The sequence below is a fragment of the Serratia sp. 2723 genome (assembly GCF_050434425.1).
Lineage (GTDB): Bacteria > Pseudomonadota > Gammaproteobacteria > Enterobacterales > Enterobacteriaceae > Chania.
In genome coordinates, this window is the sequence record NZ_JBNDIN010000005.1 from 306591 (window position 1) to 324419 (window position 17829).

12 protein-coding genes are annotated in these 17829 nt (G+C 55.3%); 5 read left to right on the top strand and 7 right to left on the bottom strand.

Annotation, left to right across the window (positions count from 1 at the left end):
* The first annotated feature begins 11 nt into the window (after window positions 1-11).
* Window positions 12-1403 carry an L-cystine transporter gene (locus ABIE29_RS10330; protein ID WP_429618494.1) on the top strand — a complete coding sequence of 464 codons (1392 nt, stop codon included), beginning with the start codon at window positions 12-14 and terminating at the stop codon, window positions 1401-1403.
* 173 nt (window positions 1404-1576) lie between these two features.
* Here the strand turns inward: ABIE29_RS10330 and kdgR are convergent, their stop codons facing one another.
* Complete coding sequence (gene kdgR / locus ABIE29_RS10335; RefSeq protein ID WP_429618496.1) at window positions 1577-2368, bottom strand: DNA-binding transcriptional regulator KdgR; 792 nt, start codon at window positions 2366-2368, stop codon at window positions 1577-1579.
* A 228-nt stretch (window positions 2369-2596) separates the two neighbouring features.
* Between kdgR and ABIE29_RS10340 the strand changes: the two genes are divergently transcribed.
* Entirely contained in the window at window positions 2597-3988 is a 1392-nt protein-coding gene (locus tag ABIE29_RS10340) for an MFS transporter (RefSeq protein ID WP_429618498.1), read from the top strand.
* 97 nt (window positions 3989-4085) lie between these two features.
* Here the strand turns inward: ABIE29_RS10340 and htpX are convergent, their stop codons facing one another.
* From htpX to ABIE29_RS10360, 4 genes are all read right to left on the bottom strand, one after another.
* Window positions 4086-4964, bottom strand: coding sequence for a protease HtpX (gene htpX, locus ABIE29_RS10345; protein ID WP_021178212.1), 879 nt, complete (start codon window positions 4962-4964; stop codon window positions 4086-4088).
* Window positions 4965-5231: 267 nt separating this feature from the next.
* A complete protein-coding gene (prc, locus tag ABIE29_RS10350; RefSeq protein WP_429618500.1) occupies window positions 5232-7280 on the bottom strand; it encodes a carboxy terminal-processing peptidase in 2049 nt (682 codons plus the stop codon).
* Between the two features lie 19 nt (window positions 7281-7299).
* A complete protein-coding gene (gene proQ / locus ABIE29_RS10355; protein ID WP_429618502.1) occupies window positions 7300-8013 on the bottom strand; it encodes an RNA chaperone ProQ in 714 nt (237 codons plus the stop codon).
* Window positions 8014-8108: 95 nt separating this feature from the next.
* Window positions 8109-8606 (bottom strand): GAF domain-containing protein, encoded by a 498-nt coding sequence (locus ABIE29_RS10360; protein WP_429618504.1) that lies wholly within the window; start codon window positions 8604-8606, stop codon window positions 8109-8111.
* Between the two features lie 241 nt (window positions 8607-8847).
* Between ABIE29_RS10360 and yebS the strand changes: the two genes are divergently transcribed.
* The 3 genes from yebS to rsmF all read left to right on the top strand — a co-directional run bounded on the left by yebS (window position 8848) and on the right by rsmF (window position 14321).
* Window positions 8848-10095, top strand: a complete 1248-nt coding sequence (gene yebS, locus ABIE29_RS10365; protein ID WP_429618609.1) for a membrane integrity lipid transport subunit YebS — start codon at window positions 8848-8850, stop codon at window positions 10093-10095.
* Window positions 10064-12697 (top strand): MlaD family protein, encoded by a 2634-nt coding sequence (locus tag ABIE29_RS10370; RefSeq protein ID WP_429618506.1) that lies wholly within the window; start codon window positions 10064-10066, stop codon window positions 12695-12697. Before yebS ends, ABIE29_RS10370 begins: the two co-directional genes overlap by 32 nt.
* A 187-nt stretch (window positions 12698-12884) precedes the next feature.
* Window positions 12885-14321, top strand: a complete 1437-nt coding sequence (gene rsmF / locus ABIE29_RS10375; protein WP_429618507.1) for a 16S rRNA (cytosine(1407)-C(5))-methyltransferase RsmF — start codon at window positions 12885-12887, stop codon at window positions 14319-14321.
* A gap of 3 nt (window positions 14322-14324) precedes the next feature.
* Here rsmF and ABIE29_RS10380 read toward each other — a convergent pair whose 3' ends face one another.
* Together ABIE29_RS10380 and ABIE29_RS10385 are read right to left on the bottom strand one after the other, a co-directional pair.
* Window positions 14325-15296 carry a Csu type fimbrial protein gene (locus tag ABIE29_RS10380; RefSeq protein WP_429618508.1) on the bottom strand — a complete coding sequence of 324 codons (972 nt, stop codon included), beginning with the start codon at window positions 15294-15296 and terminating at the stop codon, window positions 14325-14327.
* Complete coding sequence (locus tag ABIE29_RS10385; RefSeq protein WP_429618510.1) at window positions 15293-17815, bottom strand: fimbria/pilus outer membrane usher protein; 2523 nt, start codon at window positions 17813-17815, stop codon at window positions 15293-15295. Before ABIE29_RS10385 ends, ABIE29_RS10380 begins: the two co-directional genes overlap by 4 nt.
* Window positions 17816-17829 lie beyond the last annotated feature (14 nt).

Genomic DNA, 17829 nt, shown 5'->3' on the forward strand with positions numbered 1-17829 from the left:
AGACATTGGGGATGAATCTACCGCTCGTATTAAACGTGCTGGTTTTTGCCGCCCTCCTTTTGCTGTTGGCGCAAACCCGCCATAAGCAATGGAGTCTGGCTAAAAAAGTGCTGGTTGGTCTGGCACTTGGTGTAGTGTTCGGTTTGGTACTGCAACTGATTTACGGCTCGGACAACCCGGTGCTGAAAGCGTCCATCAGCTGGTTTAACATCGTCGGTAACGGCTATGTACAGCTGCTGCAAATGATCGTGATGCCGCTGGTTTTCGCCTCCATCCTTAGCGCCGTAGCCAAGTTGCACAACGCTTCCTCGCTGGGCAAAATCAGCTTCCTGACCATTGGTACGCTGCTGTTTACCACGTTGATTGCCGCCCTGGTGGGCGTATTGGTCACCAACCTGTTCGGGCTGACCGCAGAAGGTCTGGTCCAGGGCACACAAGAAACTGCTCGTTTGTCAGCAATCGAAACCAACTACGCCAGCAAAGTGGCCGATCTCAGCGTGCCGCAACTGATCCTGTCATTTGTGCCGAAAAACCCGTTTGCCGATCTGACCGGGGCCAACCCAACGTCAATCATCAGCGTGGTGATTTTCGCTGCCTTCCTGGGCGTGGCTTCGCTGCAACTGCTTAAAGATGACCAGCCGAAAGGCCAGCGCGTGCTGGTAGCTATCGATACCCTGCAAGCCTGGGTGATGAAGCTGGTCCGTCTGGTGATGAAGCTGACGCCTTACGGCGTACTGGCGTTGATGACCAAGGTGGTTGCGGGTTCAAACATCCACGATATTATCAAGCTGGGCAGCTTTGTGGTTGCCTCTTACCTTGGTCTGGCGATCATGTTCGTGGTTCACGGCCTGCTGTTGAGCTTCACCGGCGTCAATCCGCTGAAATTCTTCCGCAAGGTGTGGCCGGTGCTGACCTTTGCCTTCACCAGCCGATCCAGCGCTGCCAGCATCCCGCTGAACGTCGAAGCGCAGACTCGCCGTCTGGGCGTGCCAGAATCGATTGCCAGCTTCTCGGCTTCATTTGGTGCCACTATTGGTCAGAACGGTTGCGCGGGTCTCTACCCGGCAATGCTCGCGGTGATGGTTGCGCCAACCGTGGGTATCAACCCGCTGGATCCTCTGTGGATCGCAACGCTGGTCGGCATTGTTACCGTCAGTTCAGCCGGTGTTGCCGGTGTGGGCGGCGGAGCGACCTTCGCTGCACTGATTGTGCTGCCAGCGATGGGCCTGCCGGTGACCCTGGTCGCCCTGCTGATTTCGGTTGAACCGTTGATCGATATGGGCCGTACCGCGCTGAACGTTAGTGGTTCTATGACCGCAGGTACCATCACCAGCCAACTGATGAAGCAGACCGACAAAGCCATTATGGACAGCGAGGACGAAGCAGAGCTGGCTCACCGGTAACCCTAGACTGATCCGCAAACTGAACCGGCGCCCAGGCGCCGGTTTTTTTATACTTGGTGTTTGGAGCCATCGTTAAACAGTGAAGGTTTTACTGTGGTGAGATAACAGAGGAAGGCGAGGATGCAGAAACGTAGAGCCAAACGTACGTTTGGCCCTTAGCTATTCAGACACCGTCAAAACGGATAGTCGTGATAGCCCATTTGCGCTGAAATCAGACGAGCGGCGGTGTGCAACTGCGCCACGTAGCCCTCTTTACCTTCTTCGGAGAAGCGGATGGTCGGGAAGGAGATGCTCAAGCCGGCGATCACCACGCCGAAACGGTCAAACACTGGCACCGCGATGCAGCGCAGGCCTTCTTCCTGTTCTTCGATATCTTCGCCAAACCCCTGCTCGCGTACCTTATCCAACAGCGGCAGTAATTCTGCGGCGCTGGCGATGGTATGCGGAGTGCTGCGGGTAAACTCGACGTGGGATAGGATCTCTGCCACTTCACCGCGATCGCGCCAGGCTAGCAGGACTTTACCAATCGCGGTGCTGTGCAGCGGGTTGCGGCGACCAATGCGTGAATACATACGCAGGTTATACATGGAGTCGATTTTGTGAATATAGACGATGCTATCTTCATCCAGCGCACCCAGGTGGATAGTCTCACGCGTCTGGTTGGACAGCTCACGCATCTGGATGTCCGCGCTGCGGATCAAATCGACGTTTTGCAGCGATTTGGCACCCAGTTCAAACAGCTTGAGGGTCAGCGAATATTTCTCCGACTCTCCTTCCTGTGAGACATAACCCAGCGACTTCATGGTTTGCAGGAAACGGTAAACGGTACTTTTGGACATCATTACCCGCTGAGAAAGCTCGGTAATACCGATCTCACGCTCATCACCCAGTGCCTGCAGGATGCCAAACACTTTCAGCACTGATGAAACGGAATCCGGTTGTTTGTCTAGATCTGCATTAGCCATGGTTAATACCTTAACTTAACTATTTTTGTTTTAGGAAATTTGAACAGGAGTTTCAGTATAATCGGAACATTTCACCCCACGCAATGGAGGTTGTACAATATTCGCCATAAATGACGGGATTAGCGGCAGATATCCCACTGCTTTTACATTTAGTACAGAAACGCCGGGTGCATTCGGCGGGAAATATGATTAGCATTGTAATATTCCCCCTGTTTAATAACTACCTCCATGACAACGCTTGCTAATTCCGACGGCTTACCCGTTCCGCAACGCTACGGGGCGATCCTGGCCATTGCGCTGGGCATTACGGTTTCAGTGCTCGACGGGGCGATCGCCAACGTTGCCCTGCCAACCATCGCCCGCGATCTTAACGCCAGCCCGGCCAGCTCGATCTGGGTGGTCAATGCCTATCAGTTGGCGATCACCATCTCGTTGCTTTCTCTGGCATCATTGGGCGATCTGATTGGCTATCGCCGTATCTATCAGGCTGGTCTGTTGGTATTCAGCATAACCTCGCTATTCTGCGCGCTGTCCGATTCGCTATTAACCTTGACGATCGCCCGCGTACTGCAAGGGTTCGGTGCCGCGGCGATTATGAGCGTCAATACCGCCCTGATCCGCATCATCTATCCGCAACGCTTTCTCGGCCGTGGCATCGGGATAAACTCGCTGATCGTAGCCTTCTCTTCCGCCGCCGGGCCTACGGTCGCCGCCACCATTTTATCCGTGGCCTCCTGGCAGTGGTTATTTGCCATCAACCTGCCGATCGGCATCGTTGCACTGATCCTGGGAATGAGATACCTGCCGGCTAACAGTCAGAAAAGCAGTAATCAGCGCTTTGATCCTACCAGTGCGGTGATGAATGCCCTGACGTTTGGCCTGCTGATCACCGCCATCAGCGGTTTTGCCCAAGGGCAAAGCCTGCTGCTGATTACAGCTGAAATCACGGCGTTGCTGGTGATAGGTTACTTCTTTGTGCGCCGTCAACTGCGGCAGACATCCCCTTTGCTGCCGGTCGATCTGCTGCGTATCCCTATTTTTGCGCTGTCGATGGGCACTTCAATCTGTTCTTTTACCGCCCAGATGCTAGCGATGGTGTCGTTACCCTTCTTCCTACAAGCCTCTTTGGGCCGTGACGAGGTGGCAACGGGTTTGCTGTTAACTCCCTGGCCGTTGGCCATTATCGTGATGGCGCCGATTGCAGGCCGCCTGGTGGAGCGTGTTCACGCGGGGTTACTGGGAGGGATTGGTTTGGCGACCTTCGCGCTCGGCTTGTTCCTGCTGGCACTATTGCCATATAACCCGACCGATCTGGATATCATCTGGCGCATGGTGCTGTGCGGTGCGGGCTTTGGGTTATTCCAGTCGCCCAACAACCACACCATTATTTCTGCTGCCCCACGCCACCGCAGCGGCGGAGCCAGTGGCATGCTTGGTACTGCTCGCTTATTGGGGCAAACCTCTGGCGCGGCGCTGGTGGCCTTGATGTTCAACCTGTTCCCCACCGGCGGCACACATGCTTCGTTGGTATTGGCAGGCACCTTCGCCAGTGTTGCCGCGGTGGTGAGCTGCCTGCGTATTACTCAGCCCCGCGCCAACCTCGCTGAACCCGGTAAATAGTTTATCGGACAAGGTATGCGGGTTATCGGGCGCTGCATGCGATGCCCGTTTGAATAGCAAAAACCCCGGCGAGCCGGGGTTTTTGTTTGATGCGGGGTTATTTCAGATACTGGCCGGAACGCAGCGCTTCGATACGCTTGTCCAACGGCGGGTGCGACATAAACAGCTCACTGAACGATTTGGATTTGCCGTTAATGCAGAAAGCCATCAGGGTGCCAGCCTCCTGCGGTTCATAGCTGGTTTTCAAACGTTGCAGCGCAGCAATCATCTTCTCGCGGCCGACCAGTTTGGCTGAACCCGCATCGGCGTGGAATTCACGGTGACGTGAGAACCACATGGTGATAATGCTGGCCAGAATACCAAATACCAGCTCCAACACCATCGACACGCCGAAGTAGATCATCGGGTTGCCATTGCCTTCACCTTCTCCATCTCGGTTACCGAGGAAACCGGCGGCCACCTGGGCAATCAGGCGCGACACGAAGATCACGAAGGTGTTCACCACCCCCTGGATCAGCGTCATGGTCACCATGTCGCCGTTGGCAACGTGGCTGATTTCGTGGGCGATCACCGCTTCCGCCTCATCACGGCTCATGCTTTGCAGCAGGCCGGTACTGACCGCTACCAGCGATGCATCGCGGCGTGCGCCGGTCGCAAAGGCGTTGATGTCCGGCGCCTGGTAGATAGCCACCTGCGGCATGGCGATACCCGCCTGCTGCGATTGGCGACGCACCGTGTCCAACAGCCAACGTTCGGTTTCGTTACGCGGTTGTTCAATCACTTCCCCACCGACGGAGCGCAGCGCCATCCATTTGGACATCAGCAGTGAAACAAACGCACCGCCAAAACCAAACAGACCGGCCATGATCATCAGGCCCTGAACGCTACTGGATTGGATCCCTGTCAGGCTAAGCACCAGCCCGAAAACCAACATCACCGCCAGGTTGGTGAGCAGGAACAAAGCTATACGCATCATAGAATGTTTACTTCCTCGTTATTGTTAACAAAACGCGACCTCTGATAGCCAGATCTTATGGGCATCGGTCACAATTTCAAGATTGGCAGGCCATTAACCCACTAAAAATACGTAACTTTACAAAGTCACGACGAAACAAGGCTTTTACAAAGTGTAAACGATCTCTGTACCAAGGGGAGAAACCACAACAGAAATTTTAGTACGGATATGACGAAAAAAAAGCGCACCCGAAGGTGCGCTCTCAATAACGTTAAATCCGCAAATAACTTACTTGGCGGCAACCGTCTGTTGCGATGGTTGCTGCTTTTCGCTATTGGCCAGATCCAGAGCAATCTTGACCGTTTCATCCAGATACGGATCCGGCTCCTTGTAGTCCTTTGGCAAGGCTTCCAGGGACTTCAGCGGTTTTTTACCCGCACGCTCCAGACGCTCATTAATACGGCTCAGGCGCGTTGCATCATCGTCATGACTCTCTTTCTCACGGGTGGCCAGATTAAGAGAAACGATGTTGCGTTTGTCTTTCAACGCCTTGTAATGGGCAATGTCCTGCGCGATGTATTGGAACTCCGGATCCTTGGCGATACGCTGCGCGTGGTCTTTCAACAGTTGCGGTCCAAACGGTTTCAAATCACCGGTTTTGGTGTAGACCGCCGCGTTTACGCTATCCCACGGCATGGCGTTATCTTCGAAGCTCTCGCCGGTTTCCGCCGGATCGATACCCGTTGGCATCAGAATATCTGGCGTGACGCCTTTACGCTGGGTGCTGCCACCGTCAACGCGGTAAAACTTCTGGATGGTGTACTGGACAGAACCCAGTGCAGGCCATTCAGGACGCAGCATCTGATCGTAAATCCGGTTCAGTGAACGGTACTGCTGCACCGTGCCTTTACCAAAGGTAGGCTCGCCCACGATCAGCGCACGGCCATAGTCCTGCATTGCCGCAGCAAAGATCTCGGAAGCGGAGGCACTGAAGCGGTCAACCAGCACCACCAACGGGCCCTTGTAGTAGACAACGCCGTCGTTATCCGCATCTTCGCGGATCTTGCCGTTGTTATCACGCACCTGCACCACTGGGCCACTCGGGATAAACAGACCGGAAAGCGATACCGCCTCGGTCAATGCCCCGCCGCCGTTGGTACGCAAATCGATAATCAGACTGTCGACGTTCTGCTTGGCCATCTTTTGCAGCTGGACCTTCACGTCATCGGTCAGGCCAACGTAGAAACCAGGGATGTCCATCACCGCAACCTTCTGGTTGCCGACGGTCTTGATGGTCATTTTAACGGCGCGATCTTCCAGGCGGATACGCTCACGGGTCAGCGTGACCACGCGGGTTTTGGAGCCTTTACCAGCTGGCAGGATCTCCAGGCGAACCTTGCTACCCTTCGGCCCTTTGATCAGGGAAACCACATCGTCAAGACGCCAGCCGATCACGTCCACCATCGGTTTGCCTGCCTGGCCAACACCGACGATACGGTCGCCCACGGCGATCGCCTTGCTTTTGGCTGCCGGGCCGCCTGCCACCATAGAGTTGATCACGGTGTAGTCGTCATCCATCTGCAGAACAGCCCCAATCCCTTCCAGAGAGAGGCTCATCTCGGTATTGAACTGTTCAGTATTGCGTGGCGACAGGTAGTTGGTATGCGGATCGATCTCGTGGGCAAACGCGGTCATGATCAGCGAGAACACGTCTTCGCTGTTGCTTTGCGTCAGACGTTTGATCGCAAACTGATAACGCTTGGTCAGCGTGTCACGGATCTCTTTATCCGTCTTGCCGGTCAGCTTCAGGTTCAGCTGATCGAATTTGACCTTGGCATCCCACAGGCGGTCCAGCTCGGCCTTGTCTTTCGGCCACGGAGCTTTGCTGCGGTCTACGTCAATGGTGTCGTTACCGGTGAAATTCATCGGCTTGTCGAGCAGCGACAGCGCATACTGATAGCGCTCAAAGCGGCGCTTTTGCGCCAGATTGAACAGCGCATAAGGCGTAACCAGTTTGCCGGATTTCAGCTCTTCACCCAGCGTGCTGCGTTTGTCGGAAAATTGCGCGACATCGGAGGCCAGCAGCACGTTGTGGCTGTAGTCCAGCATATTCAGGTAGCGATCGAAGATCTTGCCTGAAAAATCCGCATCCAGAGCAAACTGGCGATAATGAGAGCGAGTGAAGCGCGAGGTTACGCGCTCACTCACGGTTGCATGTTGCACTTCCTGCTCAAGCTTGGGCAGTTGATCGATGCGGATGTTGGCGGTATCCGCTCCGTAACTGACACTCGCCCACAGCAAAGCCGCAACTGCGGTTAATCTGACAAATTTGTTCATGCCTAGGTTGGCCTCCGTATCAGAACTGCAAGTGTTCTGCGCGCACAATCATCGCCAGACCGGAGGAGAGCTGTACACGTACGCCATCTTTAGCGATTTCGAGTACGGTTGCGTCCATCGCGCTCTGACCTGCTCTGACTTTGATTTCCTGGCCAATTTGCAGTTTTGAGATGTCTGTGACTGGCACATGGCGCGGCTGGCTGGCCTCTTTGGCTACACGAGGTTCACGAGCTTGCTGTGGGCGTGCTTGTTGTGGACGCGGCTTGCGGTTCTCTGCTGCGGCTCCGCCTTCACGACGTACGGCTGGCTTTTTGCCGGCAGGACGCGGACGACGAGGCTCGGCAGTGGCAGACTCACCAGCAGCTTCACGTTTTTTGGCATTCTGTTCGGCACGCTGTGCCTGAACGCGCGCTTTGGCTTCTTCAAGCTGCTGGCGAGCATGATCGACATGCTGCTGTTCCAGCTCACCACACGGGTTACCGTCCAGGTCTACACGCTGGGCGCCAACTTTGACACCGTACAGGTAACGCCAGCTTGAGGTATACAGGCGCAGGGCGGAACGCAGCTGCGTTTTGCTAAGGCTCTCTTCCCCTTGGACACGTTCTACCAGATCCTGAAAAATACCGATTTTGAGCGGACGTGCTTCGCCTTCGGCGCTAAAGCAGAGCGGGAAACGCTCGGCAAGAAAAGCAATGACTTCTTTAACTGAGTTCAACTTGTGTTGATTTTCCATGAAATTTCCTGATTACAACGGGTTGCCAACAAGCCGCAGGCATGAACAGGCGTCATTATAATGACGCCATCGCTAAATGCCACGTTAACCGTAGATCAACTTGCCGCTACAGTGACATATTTTGCAAAATTGCTCTGTGCCAACCGTGCGCAAAGCCCCGCCACCACTGCTTTCAGGCCGATTTCGTCCTGTTCATCGAAGCGTTGATAAACTGTGCTGTCGATATCCAGAACACCGATGACCTGACCACTGACGTCTAACGGCAACACAATTTCCGCGTTGCTGGCGGCATCGCAGGCGATATGTCCAGGAAATGCATGAACATCGCCAACGCGCTGCACCTGGTTCTGCGCCGCTGCCGTACCGCACACGCCCTTACCCAACGGGATCCGCACGCAGGCAATCTTGCCCTGGAACGGACCTAGCACCAGTTGATGGCCTTCCATCAGATAAAAACCGACCCAGTTTACGTCATCAAGACGCTCATTGAGTAGCGCACTGGCGTTAGACAGCGCGGCAATAAAATTATCTTCCCCATCCAGCAATGCGCTCAAATCGCGTTTTAATTCCGCGTAGAATGTTTCTTTAATCATGATTAACCGTTCAAATGCTCAAAATAGCCCAGACTTAACCCGTATAAAATAAGCATTAAATGCGTATAGCCACAAGGTTAATCATCTGTTGCTTCACAAAACACGGTACAACAGGGTATGTTTGCCGTCTAAAAATCATTTGTAACCTGCGATGCCAATCCCTTTTTACCGGTTGATGACATTGACAGGTTGGTTTTCCAGCTACGCTAAGCAGACCTCAGGTCGCCAAACAGCACTCATGATGAAGATACTCGCGATTACCGGCCCACTCTCCAAGGCTCGCCACCAACGCTGTTGTGAATGCGATTTGCTGTTCACGTTGCCGTCGTTAACCCGCCATCAGGCCGCCTACTGCCCACGCTGCAACGCCAAGGTGGTAAATGGCCGCGACTGGTCAATGACCCGCCTGACCGCCATGGCCGTCACCATGCTGTTGCTGATGCCCTTTGCCTTTAGCGAGCCGTTGATCAGCATTCGCCTGCTTGGCACGCGGATTAACGCCAGCCTGTTGGAAGGCATCTGGCAAATGAGCAGCCAGGGAGATCCGTTTACCGCCAGCATGGTCGCCTTCTGCACCATCGGCGCGCCGCTGACGCTATCACTGTCATTGCTGTACCTGTGGTTTGGCCATGCGCTCGGCATGAACCTGCGGCCAGTACTGCTGATGCTGGAACGCCTGAAAGAATGGATCATGCTCGATATTTACCTGATCGGCATGGTGGTTGCGGCAATCAAGGTCAAGGAATATGCAGATATTCAAGCCGGCAGCGCCCTGATTGCCTATCTGTCATTGACCCTCCTCAGCCTGCTGACGCTGATCCACATGAACCTGGAGCAGATGTGGGAACGCTACTATCCGCAGGAACAGCCAGAGGGCAAACCAGAGGCGTTGCATGTCTGCCTGGCCTGCCATTTTACCGGTTTTCAGGATGAGCGTGGCCGCTGCCCCCGCTGTCATGTGCCGATGAGCCATCGCCAACCTTACAGCCTGCAAAAAACCTGGGCCGCGCTGATCGCCGCCATCGTGCTGCTGATCCCCGCCAACCTGCTGCCGATCTCGGTGGTTTACGCCAACGGCGCGCGTATGGAAGATACCATTTTCAGCGGCGTCGTTTCGCTGGCCAACTCGGGCAACATGCCGATCGCCGCCATCGTATTTATCGCCAGCGTCCTGGTGCCCTTTACCAAGGTGATCGTGCTGCTGGTGCTGCTGTTCAGCATTCATTTCAAAACATCGCACAGCCTCAAGACCCGCATCCGGCTGCTACGGCTGGTCACCTGGGTTGGTCGCTGGTCGATGCTCGATCTGTTCGTGATCTCGTTGATGATGTCGCTGATCAATCGCGACCAACTGTTTTCTTTTACTATGGGACCAGCAGCTTTTTACTTTGGGTCTGCGGTTATTTTAACTATCCTTGCCGTACAGTGGCTGGACAGCCGATTGATTTGGGATGCACATGCAACAGGAAACGCCGAATACGCCGACTGAGGCACGGGTCAAAAACAAGCGCCGTATCTCACCATTCTGGTTACTGCCGTTTATTGCCCTGCTGATTGCCGGGTGGCTGGTCTATACCAATTACCAGGAGAGCGGCAATAGCGTCACCATAGACTTCCAGTCTGCGGCAGGTATTGTCGCTGGCCGCACGCCGGTACGCTATCAGGGCGTGGACGTGGGCACCGTGCAAAGCATTTCGCTGAGCAAGGATCTGCGTAGTATCGTGGTTGAAGCCAGCATCAAGAGCGATCTGGAAGACTCACTACGGGAAGGCACGCAATTTTGGCTGGTGACGCCCAAAGCCTCATTGGCTGGGGTTTCCGGCCTGGATGCGCTGGTCGGTGGTAACTACATCGGCATGATGCCGGGCCGGGGCAAGCCGCAAACCCACTTCACCGCGTTGGATACGCAGCCGAAATACCGCCTGAATACGGGCGAGCTGATGATCCACCTGCAAGCTGACGACCTCGGTTCCCTGAACACCGGTTCGCTGGTCTATTATCGCAAGATCCCAGTCGGCAAAGTGTATGACTACACCATATCGCCGGGTAACAAAGGCGTGATCATCGACGTACTGATCGAACGCCGCTTTGCCAAGCTGGTGAAGGATAACACCCGCTTCTGGAACGTTTCCGGTTTTAAAGGCGATTTCAGCCTGTCCGGTGCCAGCGTGCAGATGGAAAGCCTGGCTGCGCTGGTAAATGGTGCGATAGCCTTTGACTCCCCGCTCGACGGCAAGCAGGCCAAGGCCGATCAAAACTATGCGCTGTACCCGGATCTGGCCCGTAGCCAGCGTGGGGTGAACATCTCGCTGGATCTGCCCGACGGCAACAGCCTGAGCGAGGGGCACACGCCGCTGATGTATCAAGGATTGCAGGTCGGTACGCTGACCCGCCTGGCACTACAACAGGATAGTAAGGTGACCGGCGAACTTACCATCGATCCCTCGGTGGTCGATCTGATGCGCAGCGGTACGCGCATTGAGATGCGCAGCCCAAAAATCAGCCTTAACGATGCCAAGCTGAGCCAACTGTTAACCGGCAACACCCTGGAGCTGGTGCCGGGGGAAGGAGAACCCCAACAGCACTTTACCGTGTTGGACAGCAGTAAAACGCTGCTGCAACAGCCTGGCGTGCTTACAGTCACCCTGAATGCCCCGCAAAGCTACGGCATTGATGTCGGGCAGCCGTTAATCGTGCACGGTATCAAGATCGGCCAGATCCTGACGCGTACCCTTACCGACAGCGGTGTGACCTTTACGGCAGCGATCGAAGCTCAGCACCGCAGTTTGCTGCACAAAGACAGTAAATTCGTGGTCAACAGCCGAATGGATGTCAAATTCGGTCTGGACGGCGTGCAGGTGTTGGGTGCCAGTGCCCAGGAGTGGCTGGACGGCGGCGTACGCCTGATCCCTGGGGGTAAAGGCGCGCCGGACGCACAGTATCCGCTGTACAGCAACGCGGAAAAAGCCGCCGAGGGCATCGTCGGCAACAGCCCACTCCCCACCTTGACGCTTACCGCCACCAGCCTGCCAGATGTGCAAGCCGGTTCAGTGGTGTTATACCGCAAGTTCCAGGTAGGTGAGATTGTCAACGTGCGACCCAAGGCCGACGAGTTTGACGTTGAGGTTTATATCAGCCCGGAATACCGCAAGCTGTTAACCAGCGAAAGCATTTTCTGGGCAGAAGGCGGTGCCAAGGTGCAATTGAACGGCAGTGGCCTCACGGTGCAGGCTTCCCCACTCAACCGCGCGCTGAAAGGCGCCATCAGCTTTGATAACCTGCAGGGCGTTACGCTGGATAAAGGGGCCAAACGCGTGCTATATGCCTCCGAAACCGCCGCTCGCGCCGTGGGTAGCCAGATCACGCTGCGCACCTATGATGCCAGCAAACTGTCGCCTGGGATGCCAATACGCTATCTGGGCATTGATATCGGCCAGCTTGAATCTCTGAAACTGGCACCGGAGCGTAACGAGGTGCTGGCAAAAGCGGTATTGTACCCAGAGTATGTGAAAACTTTTGCCCGTCTCGGTAGCCGCTTCGCCATCGTTTCACCGGAGATTTCCGCCGCTGGGGTAAACAATCTGGATACCTTGTTACAGCCCTATATCAACGTGGAACCCGGCCACGGCGGCTCAAGGCGCTCTTTTGAGCTACAGGAAGCCAGCATTACCGACTCCCGCTACCTGGATGGCCTGAGCGTGATCCTGGACGCCGCCGAGACCGGTTCGCTGCAAATTGGCACACCGATCCTGTTCCGAGGCATTGAAGTAGGTACCGTGACCGGTTTCTATCTGGGGGCGATGTCAGATCGCGTGCACGTCTCACTGCGCATTAGCAAGAAATTCCAGCATCTGGTGCGTAACAACAGCGTCTTCTGGCTGGCCTCTGGCTACAACCTGCAGTTTGGCCTGACGGGCGGCGTGATCAAAAGCGGCACCTTCCAGCAGTTTATTCGCGGCGGTATTGCCTTTGCCACTCCACCTAGCATTCCACTGGCCCCTAAAGCCACGCCGAACAAACACTTCCTGCTGAATGCGGAAGAGCCGAAAGATTGGCACGAATGGGGCACCGCCATCCCCAGGGACAACTGATAGCTATTGGCAGGGTTCAATGTTCTGAACCCTGCCGAGTTCACGGTACCGCAACGCGCCCGCCTAAATAATCCCTATCATTGCCGCTTTGCCATCCATCTCATTGACCGAAACTTGCCGGTATTCTCAGGCAGGCAGTTTATGGTAAACTAACCCCTTCGATTTTTTTCCGCCCTGAGAGTTCCCTGTGGCTAAACCTGCCCCTGCTTTTTTGCCTCCTGCTTTTCTCGACGCGACGCGCGCCATCATGCCTGACCATTTATCCATGGATGATTTCATCGCTATTTGCCAACAACCTTTGCGGCGTAGCCTGCGGGTCAACACGCTGAAAATCAGCGTTGTGGACTTTCTGGCGCTGGTAAAAGACTACGACTGGCGGCTGGAACCCATCCCCTGGTGTCCCGAGGGCTTTTGGATCGAGCGCGAGGACGAAGCATTGCGGCTGGGCAGCGCGGCGGAGCATCTTAGCGGTCTGTTCTACATTCAGGAAGCCAGCTCCATGCTACCGGTGAGCGCCCTGTTTGCCGGGCGTGAAACCCCACGCCGGGTGCTGGATGTCGCCGCCGCGCCGGGTTCCAAAACCACCCAGATCGCCGCGTTGATGGGCAATCAGGGCGGCATTGTCGCCAATGAATATTCGGCCAGCCGGGTCAAGGTGTTACACGCCAACATCAGCCGCTGCGGCATCAAAAATACGGCGCTGACCCATTTCGACGGCCGGGTATTTGGCGCCGCCTTGCCGGAAAGTTTTGACGCCATTCTGCTGGATGCGCCCTGCTCTGGTGAAGGCGTAGTGCGCAAAGACCCGGATGCCATGAGCAACTGGTCACCAGAAAGCGTAGCCAGCATTGCGCAAACCCAGTGGGAACTGATCGACAGCGCCTTCCACGCCCTGGCGCCCGGCGGCGTGATGGTTTACTCCACCTGCACGCTGAATGCACAGGAAAATCAACAGGTGGTACACCAACTCTTGGCAACCTATGGCGACGCCGTCAACGTTGAACCGCTGGGGGATCTGTTCCCACAGGCACAGCTTGCCCTTACCCAAGAAGGCTTCCTGCACGTATTCCCACAAATTTATGACAGTGAAGGCTTCTTTGTCGCCCGGCTGCGTAAAAATCACAGCGTTCCGGCCCTGGCCAAACCGAGTTATAAACTAGGCAAGTTCCCTTTCACCCCACTGTCGGCCCAGGAATCCGCGTTGGTGGCGCAAGCTGCCGCAGCCTCGGGCCTGGTCTGGGATGAAACCAGTAAATTATGGGCGCGGGATAAAGAAATCTGGCTGTTCCCAGCAGCGCTGGAGCCTTTAGTCAGCAAAGTGCGTTTTTCACGCATTGGCCTTAAGTTGGCGGAACGTTTCCCAAAAGGGTTCCGTTGGCAGCATGAGGCGGTGATCGCCTTGGCTGCCAGTGGCACCCCACAGACTTTTGAACTCGATGCGGCACTGGCCCAGGAATGGTTCCATGGCCGCGATCTCTACCCTTCACAACCCCCGCAAAGCAATGAGTGTATCGTCACTTATCAACATCAGCCGTTAGGGCTGGCCAAACTGATCGGCAGCCGGATTAAAAACAGTCTGCCTCGGGAACTGGTGCGTGACGGAGTGCTGGATTTCCATCAATAACGTCTAATAGGCTACGGTAACCGTTACAGTGTCACTATAGTTCCCCGCTGGCTGGTTGTTTTGCGACAGGTTAACCGAAGCAGTATAGGGGAAGGATTGCGAGGTGCCAGCGCCCGTCGCGTTGCTATTGGTGGCGGCGGTCCAAACGGTGCTATCCCCCTTGAACAGCTGATACTGAATATAGCTGGTGGTGCCGTTTACCGTAGACGCCATTTGCCGATATTGCCCCGAACTGGCGACGCTGCTGGTCAGGTTGACCGAATAGCTGGCGTTAAGGGTACAACGCACGCTGATGGTATTGGAAACTACCGTAGTGAGGCCAGACGGCAACGCCGCACTGCCGAACCCGACATTTGGCGCACTGTCGATATAGCAAAAATTGGTGACAACCAGCGACAGACTGATATTGGAACCGGACGTTATACTCCCAGTGTCTGCGATACAAATGGGGCCAAGCGCAATCGAGCAGATGCTCCAGCTCCAGACGATCGGAATGGTATCAGTATAAGTGCCAGCAGCCAGATTCGAGTTCATTTGTGGCCGGATAAAAATCGGCAGCGTGCTGTTTGGCCCGGTAAACAGACCGAGTAAATCCAGTGCAGTAGTACTGGTCCAGGTAATGACGCTGCCCTGATTATAGAGGGTGCTACAGCCACCATCCTTGCACAGACTGTATGGCAGATACTGACCGGTTGCCGCACTGTATAAACGCGGCTGGGTGCCAACTGGATGTAAAGTCGTACCGATAGTGGCCGTAATGGTGTTAGTGCCGCCAATATTAAGCAGCGAGCCGGTACATTTCAGCCCGCTACTGACAGAGGTGGTTAACGGGGTACTGCTGACGTCAAAGGAATTTTGCGTGCCCAGGTTACCTGAGGTTGCCGGGGCGGTGCAGCCAGCCCAGCCTGAAGGCATAACCCCCACTAACAGCAGTAATGACAATCCTGCTCGTATCCATGGTAATAACCCGGTCATGATTTTGCCTCCGCTGCACTGCCTTGGCAGACCAGCGGCCCGACCTGTTCAATGCTGTGATAATTGGGATCCAGGTCGAAGTCCACGCGGCATACCGAGCGATCTTCCTGCTGAATACTTAACTGGGCATGAGGTTGTAAATGAGAGAAATACACCAGTCCATCATAACCAACAACGGCGGTTTGCTGCGTGGTTTGTTCCGTGACCAAGGTGCCCAGTTTCAGCGGTTGCCGGGCGCTGTCATATAGCGTGATATTGGCCGAGAGGACTTTTTGTACCGGGAATTTCACCACCATCCCGCTGCCTTGCTTAACGGCAATGCGATTGTTGACCTGGTTAGCCACCACGTCCGCCGGTAACGGCAGCGTATCGATCTCGACCTTGGCCGGGTAGTACGAACTGATCGACGGGATCAGCAGATGCCCGTTGCTGTCGGTGGTGCCCATCTTCTGATTCTCGTACAGCACCGAAATCCCGGCGTAATTATCGGTATCCACCACAATAAACGCGTCGTTAATTTTGTCCGACAGGAACCAGGAGTTGGCCATGAACACCACTGAGCCGCTCAGGTCCGCCCAATGAGTATATTCCCCTTGTGGGCCAAAGATGCCGCCCTGCAGCGTGGCATAGCGGGTTTTCCAGGTTGCATCGGCCTGTTGATAGGCATCGCCACCACCGCTGTAAGCCAGGTTCCAGCCCATGCCTCCATCTGTGGGAGCGGCCTTGCTGGCCCCCACCTGCTGCTGATAATGTCCATTATTGTTACGTGCCAACCCCGCATTGAGGCTGACATCACCGCCCAGCGGAACAATAAATTGCAGTTGCGCACTGTAGCCGTTATCCCCCAACGTTTTGTTGAGTGAGACAAACATGCTGCTCTGGCCCCACAGGGCCCGGCTGTAAGAGAAGTTCACCAGGCGGGTATGTGAGTTGTCATAAGCCTGCACGTCGTAATAACCCAAGCCCAAGGTGCCATTGTTTGAGCCAAACGGCGAAGCGCTGAAGGTGGCCTGATCGGATTGACGGCTCAGGCGGGTATTGCTGGTGTAAGAAGTGAGATCCTGATAACCCACGGTGCGCGAGGCCCGCTGCGCCGAAAAGCTAAATAGCGTCGAATTATAGGTGTAGCCCAGTGTGTATTGGCTACCGTCTTTTTTGTCCGTCACGTTAGCTCCCAGCGGATTATCTGTATTCTGATTGGGATCGGGCATTCCAGGCGTATGCGGCGGGACAATCTGATCGTTAACCACGTCGCTGGTCGCCACCGGCGGATGATTAGCCTTGCTCTGGCTGCCGGACAGGCTCAGCGTCCCCCAGGTTCCCACTGCGATATCGGCCCCTAACCCGCCGAGTGTCAGCCCTTGCGTCGCCTCGCTGTGCCCGGAAAGCGTCAGATAATTACTCAGCCCGTAGCGGTAAATTCCGCTGAAGGCCGCGTCGGAATAGTCACCATTAGAGATGCCATAATCCTGACGCACCGCGCCGAGTGACACATCAAAGTCGCTCAGGTTTTTACGCAACAAAGTGTTGGAAACATAAAACGGCACCGTGGTGGATACCTGGCGCCCGACCGCATCGGTGGTGACGATCGTCGCTTCACCGGCCCCGTTGATGTAAGGCACATTGGTGAGGGTAAACGGTCCGGAGTTCAGATTATTGCTGCTGGCCTTAAAGCCGTTGAGAAATAAATCCACGGTGCTGGGGACAGCTGCGGTACCGCTGTATTGCAGCAGTGGATAGGTCACCAGATCCGGGCGCAGGGAAAAGTTACGGCTAATGCGTACCCCTCCCATGCGGGCCGAATTGCTCCAGGTTAGCGAGTTGCTGACAAAATCCCCAACCTGATAGCTGATCAGATCTTGTTCATCGCTGTAGCGCCAGAACGTATCGTAGCGCAGATAGCGGTCTTGTACATTACTGCCACCCTCGCCCGATGCGGTGTCGATATTGTAGCGATAAGTCCCGCTATTACTGATAATCCCCGCATTGCTGAACAGGCGTTGCTCCATCCAGGTAGCAACCGATCTGGAGCCATCGTGGGGATCGGTATAATAGGAATCGTAGTTTAGCAGCAGACCGGTGCTACTTTGCGCCACCGTGTAATTCATCAGCTCGCCGCCGCCGACGTCCTGTTCTGGCAGCCAGGCATCCGGTACCTGAAATATCAACTGCTGGGCGGCAGGATCATATTTCACCTTCACCCCAGGCAACTCCTCGACCTTGATCAACCCTTGCTGACCATTGGTATGTACATGGTTCTTCGCCAGTACACCCGCCTCCACGTAATACGCATTTTCCCGATAGGTCACGGGGACCACCTGGCCGTCGCTCTGGCCATTGACGACCAGGGTCAGGTAGAACATTGCATTGGTGATCACCGGTGCCGCTCGCGGGGCATCGGGCAATGATGAGTATTCCTGCGCCTGAACGCTGAAGGTACTCAGACAAAGCAGGCACAGACCGCCCCGGCAATACAGCGGATACTGATGACCGGGACGAGTAATGGTTCGGTTCGGCATTCGGCGCACTTCCT

Bases quoted from the DNA above. Each gene is read 5' to 3' on its own strand.
- ABIE29_RS10330 (WP_429618494.1), top strand. From the start codon at position 12: ATGAATCTACCGCTCGTATTAAACGTGCTGGTTTTTGCCGCCCTCCTT.
- kdgR (WP_429618496.1), bottom strand. From the start codon at position 2,368: ATGGCTAATGCAGATCTAGACAAACAACCGGATTCCGTTTCATCAGTG.
- ABIE29_RS10340 (WP_429618498.1), top strand. From the start codon at position 2,597: ATGACAACGCTTGCTAATTCCGACGGCTTACCCGTTCCGCAACGCTAC.
- htpX (WP_021178212.1), bottom strand. From the start codon at position 4,964: ATGATGCGTATAGCTTTGTTCCTGCTCACCAACCTGGCGGTGATGTTG.
- prc (WP_429618500.1), bottom strand. From the start codon at position 7,280: ATGAACAAATTTGTCAGATTAACCGCAGTTGCGGCTTTGCTGTGGGCG.
- proQ (WP_429618502.1), bottom strand. From the start codon at position 8,013: ATGGAAAATCAACACAAGTTGAACTCAGTTAAAGAAGTCATTGCTTTT.
- ABIE29_RS10360 (WP_429618504.1), bottom strand. From the start codon at position 8,606: ATGATTAAAGAAACATTCTACGCGGAATTAAAACGCGATTTGAGCGCA.
- yebS (WP_429618609.1), top strand. From the start codon at position 8,848: ATGAAGATACTCGCGATTACCGGCCCACTCTCCAAGGCTCGCCACCAA.
- ABIE29_RS10370 (WP_429618506.1), top strand. From the start codon at position 10,064: ATGCAACAGGAAACGCCGAATACGCCGACTGAGGCACGGGTCAAAAAC.
- ABIE29_RS10380 (WP_429618508.1), bottom strand. From the start codon at position 15,296: ATGACCGGGTTATTACCATGGATACGAGCAGGATTGTCATTACTGCTG.
- ABIE29_RS10385 (WP_429618510.1), bottom strand. From the start codon at position 17,815: ATGCCGAACCGAACCATTACTCGTCCCGGTCATCAGTATCCGCTGTAT.